This window comes from Sutterella parvirubra YIT 11816, assembly GCF_000250875.1.
GTDB lineage: Bacteria > Pseudomonadota > Gammaproteobacteria > Burkholderiales > Burkholderiaceae_F > Sutterella > Sutterella parvirubra.
Map to the genome: position 1 here is coordinate 20,073 of NZ_JH605010.1, position 3,752 is coordinate 23,824.

Below are 3,752 nucleotides of genomic sequence, written 5' to 3' on the forward strand. Positions count from 1 at the left end.
TACTTGGCGTAGCGCTGGCCGTAGCCGAAGGAGAGCGCCCCGTCGTCGTTCTGATGGAACCCCATCATGATCCCGGCGCGGTAGATGTCGCGCGGATCGTAGATCTTGGTGGGGAGCATGTACCAGCGGACCTCACCCTGCGTGTCGACGACGGCGTTCTGCGGGTAGAAGTTCCACTGGAGCGCCCCGCCCATCGGGTTGTTCCAGACGGCGCGCATGCCCTTCGGGGACGCGGGGAGCAGGTTGTTGATGAGGTAGAGACGGTCGGCGAAGGCCTTCGGGGCCTTCTTCTTCACCTCGATGTCAAAGGTCTTGTAGGTCTTCCCGTCGGTCCAGGAGGGATCGAACCAGACGGGGGGCGTCGCGATCTGATACTTCTCCTCGATCGTTTCGTCCTTGCCCTGGTTCACGCGGACGTACTTCACCTCGACCGTGTTGAGGTGGTCCGCATAAAGACCGAAGACGGGGATGCCGCCGTGGGTGCGCAACGCCGTCGGGCCCACGTCGTAGCTCACTTCCTGACCGCCCTTTTTCGGCACCACGCGCACGTGCGCGGACTTGAGCACCCAGCCGCCGTTCTTGATCACGGACGTGAGAGGCGCGATGTCATAGGGGTTGTTGACGACTTCACCGATCTTTCCCTGCGGCTTGAAGGTGACGGCGTAGCCGCTCGGTCCTCCGGCCGCGGAAGCGGTGCCGCAGATGGTCAGCGCGGCAGCGGTCGCCAGCACGTGAATCAGGGTCTTCTTCATCGAAGCGTTCTCCTCTCGTTTTGTCCTTTTATCGGCCCGTCACCCGAACGGGGGCGCGGGCATTCCTTGATCCTAGCGCGCCTCAGCCGTTTTGACTACCTTCCGCGGCATCCTTTCGGGGCACCTCTTTTCGTGAAGACGAACCGCAAGGCGCGGCGCACCCCGCAACCGCGGGACCTTCGGCGCTTTAGTACAATGGCGGCGATTCAAAAATCGGCCGCCCGGCGCGCGCCCCACGGGCGTCATCCCGTCCGCGCGGCCCTCAGCATTTCTTCTTTCCACCATTTCCAGCCCAAGGAGCCTCTCCGACATGGAACTCAATCCGCTCACCGCGCTCTCCCCGATCGACGGCCGCTACGCCGCGCAGACCAACGTGCTTCGCGACATCTTCTCCGAATGCGCCTTCATGAACGCCCGCGTGCGCGTCGAAGTCGAGTGGCTCATCGCGCTCTCCGAAGCGGGCTTTGCGGAGCTCCCGGCGATCAGCGAACACGGGCGCGCGTTCCTGCGCGGACTCGCCGACAACTTCACGCTCGCCGACTGTGAAGCGATCAAGACGATCGAACGCACGACGAACCACGACGTGAAGGCGGTCGAATACTGGATCAAGGACCGCGTCGCGCACGACGACGAACTGCGCTCCGCCGCCGAATTCGTCCACTTCGCCTGCACGAGCGAAGACATCAACAACACGAGCCACGCGCTGATGCTCATGCGCGGCCGCGACGAATTGGTCGCCGTGTTGGAGCGCGTGCGCGGCACGATCGCGGGCTTCGCGCACCAGTGGGCCGAGATTCCGATGCTCTCCCGCACGCACGGTCAGACCGCCTCGCCCACGACCGTCGGCAAGGAATTCGCGAACGTCGCGGTGCGCCTCGGCCGCGTGATCGAAGCGATCAAGGGCGTGAAGATCCTCGCCAAGATGAACGGCGCCGTCGGCAACTACAACGCGCACCTCATCGCCTACCCCGAGCACGACTGGGAGGCCTTCTCGAAGAAGGTCGTCGAAGAGCGCTTGGGTGCCACCTTCAACACGCACACGATCCAGATCGAGCCGCACGACTACATGGCGGAACTCTTCCATGAGATCGAGCGCGCGAACACGATCCTGCTCGACTTCGACCGCGACGTCTGGGGCTACATCTCGATGGGCTTCTTCCGTCAGAAGCTCAAAGAAGGCGAAGTCGGCTCCTCGACGATGCCGCACAAGGTGAACCCGATCGACTTCGAAAACTCCGAAGGCAACCTCGGCCTCGCGAACGCCGTCCTGCACCATCTCGCCGGCAAGCTCCCGATCTCGCGCTGGCAGCGCGACCTCACGGACTCGACCGTGCTGCGCAACCTCGGCGTCGCCTTCGGCTACTGCTTCATCGGCTACGCCGCCCTTGAGCGCGGCCTCGGCAAGCTCCAGGTGAACGAAGCTCGCATCGCGGAAGACCTCAACCACGCCTGGGAAGTCCTCGCCGAAGCCGTCCAGACGGTGATGCGCCGCTACGGCGTGCCGCACCCCTACGAGCAGCTCAAAGCGCTCACCCGCGGCAAGGGCATCACGCCGGAGACGATCCGTACCTTCATCGAAGGGCTGGAGATCCCGGCGGACGCCAAGGCGCGCCTCATGGAACTCACCCCGGCCACCTACATCGGCAAGGCCGTGGAACTCGCCCGCCGCTGCTGATCCGGCCGACGAACCCGTCAGTGAAAGGCTCCCGACCTCGACGCGAGGCGGGAGCCTTTTCGTATGGATTTCACCATCCGCCTTCAGTCGGGAAGCCGGAAGGGGAGGACGCGAAGTTCCAGCGTCGCCCCGGCGAGGCGCTCGACCAGGCGGCGCTTCTTCAACGCGGGCCACCACGCAAAGAGAAGCCGGTCGTAGGGATTCCAGAGCGCGACCCACCCCAAGACCAGCATCCCTTCCGAAATGGTCGACGTGATCGTGGGGTGCTCGGGGAAGTTCGCAAGCCACCGCACGACCTGGCAGCCGAGCATGAAGACGAAGCCCCAAAAGGTGGCGGCCCCCACGGAACGGAGCGCCTGACGCTCCTCGGCGCGGAAGCGCCGCAGACGCTCCCGGAAGTAGGCGCGCATGAGGGCGCGGAGCACCCCGTCATCGGCCGCCGCGCGCTCGGCCTCAGGAAGAAGCACCACGAGCCGGATCGGATCCTTCTTCGGAATTTCCGCCGCCTCTTCCTCCACGTAGCCCACGAGGTCCGCGTTGAGGTTCACGTGGGAGAGCGGCACCGGAACCATCGTCTCGACCGCGTCCCGGAGGCTCTTCAAAACGATCGGCACCTCCCAGACGCCGTCTTCGGCGCGCCGGACGTGCCTTCCCGTGAGAAGCTCGGCCACCTCGTCGCGCGAGAGGCCTACCGCGCGGTAGACGGGCGCGTCTTCGGGAAGCCCAAGTTCGTCCGCCGAACCCGGCCGCCCTTCGCGTTCATCCAACCTCGTCATCGCGCACGTCCTCCTTCAGAGCCTCTTTCTTCGCATCTTATGCCGCGGAAAGAAGAAGGGGCGCGGGAGACCGGGTTTCCTCCGGTTCTCCTTCGCCCCTTCAAGCGTTCGGCAAAGCGTCAGTTTCAGCGGATGACGGCCGCGGCCTTCACCTGCGCCCAGACCCGCTGACCGACGGTGAGCCCCAAGTCCGCGGCGCTCTTTCTCAGCACGCGCGCGACCAGCGCCGCCTCGCCCCCGGCGGGGTTCGAGAGCGTCACCTCGGCGTAGGCGCCGTCCTCCTTCATGGCGGAGACGACCGCCGGGAGGATGTTCCGCACCGACGTGCCGCCTTCGGGGCGCGCGAGCGCGACGCTCACGTCGCGGGCGTGAATGCGGAGGCGCACGCCCGTCGCGGGTTCCGTGTCGCCCGCCATTTCAATCCGCCAATCGCCCCCGCAGTCGACGACGATCGTGCCCCAGCGCGCGTCCTTCTGCGAGACGAGCCCGGAGAGCACCACCGCACGGCCTTCGGGCTCGGCGGCGGGCGAGGCGCCGGCCGCCAAGGGG

The 3,752-nt window shown here is 65.9% G+C and carries 4 protein-coding genes; 1 reads left to right on the plus strand and 3 read right to left on the minus strand.

The features are described from left to right. On the minus strand, positions 1 to 752 hold a 752-nt coding region (locus HMPREF9440_RS12220), incomplete at its 3' end, for an aryl-sulfate sulfotransferase N-terminal domain-containing protein (RefSeq protein ID WP_008543403.1). Positions 753 to 1,062: 310 nt separating this feature from the next. Between HMPREF9440_RS12220 and purB the strand changes: the two genes are divergently transcribed. Continuing rightward, entirely contained in the window at positions 1,063 to 2,427 is a 1,365-nt protein-coding gene (gene purB, locus HMPREF9440_RS08675; RefSeq protein WP_008543404.1) for an adenylosuccinate lyase, read from the plus strand. An 83-nt stretch (positions 2,428 to 2,510) separates the two neighbouring features. Here the strand turns inward: purB and HMPREF9440_RS08680 are convergent, their stop codons facing one another. Both HMPREF9440_RS08680 and HMPREF9440_RS12225 read right to left on the minus strand, forming a co-directional pair. Continuing rightward, on the minus strand, positions 2,511 to 3,203 hold the full coding sequence (locus HMPREF9440_RS08680; protein ID WP_008543406.1) for a hypothetical protein: 693 nt from the start codon (positions 3,201 to 3,203) through the stop codon (positions 2,511 to 2,513). 125 nt (positions 3,204 to 3,328) lie between these two features. Next, positions 3,329 to 3,752 (minus strand): TOBE domain-containing protein (locus tag HMPREF9440_RS12225; RefSeq protein ID WP_245523600.1); only part of this gene is annotated, 424 nt, incomplete at its 5' end.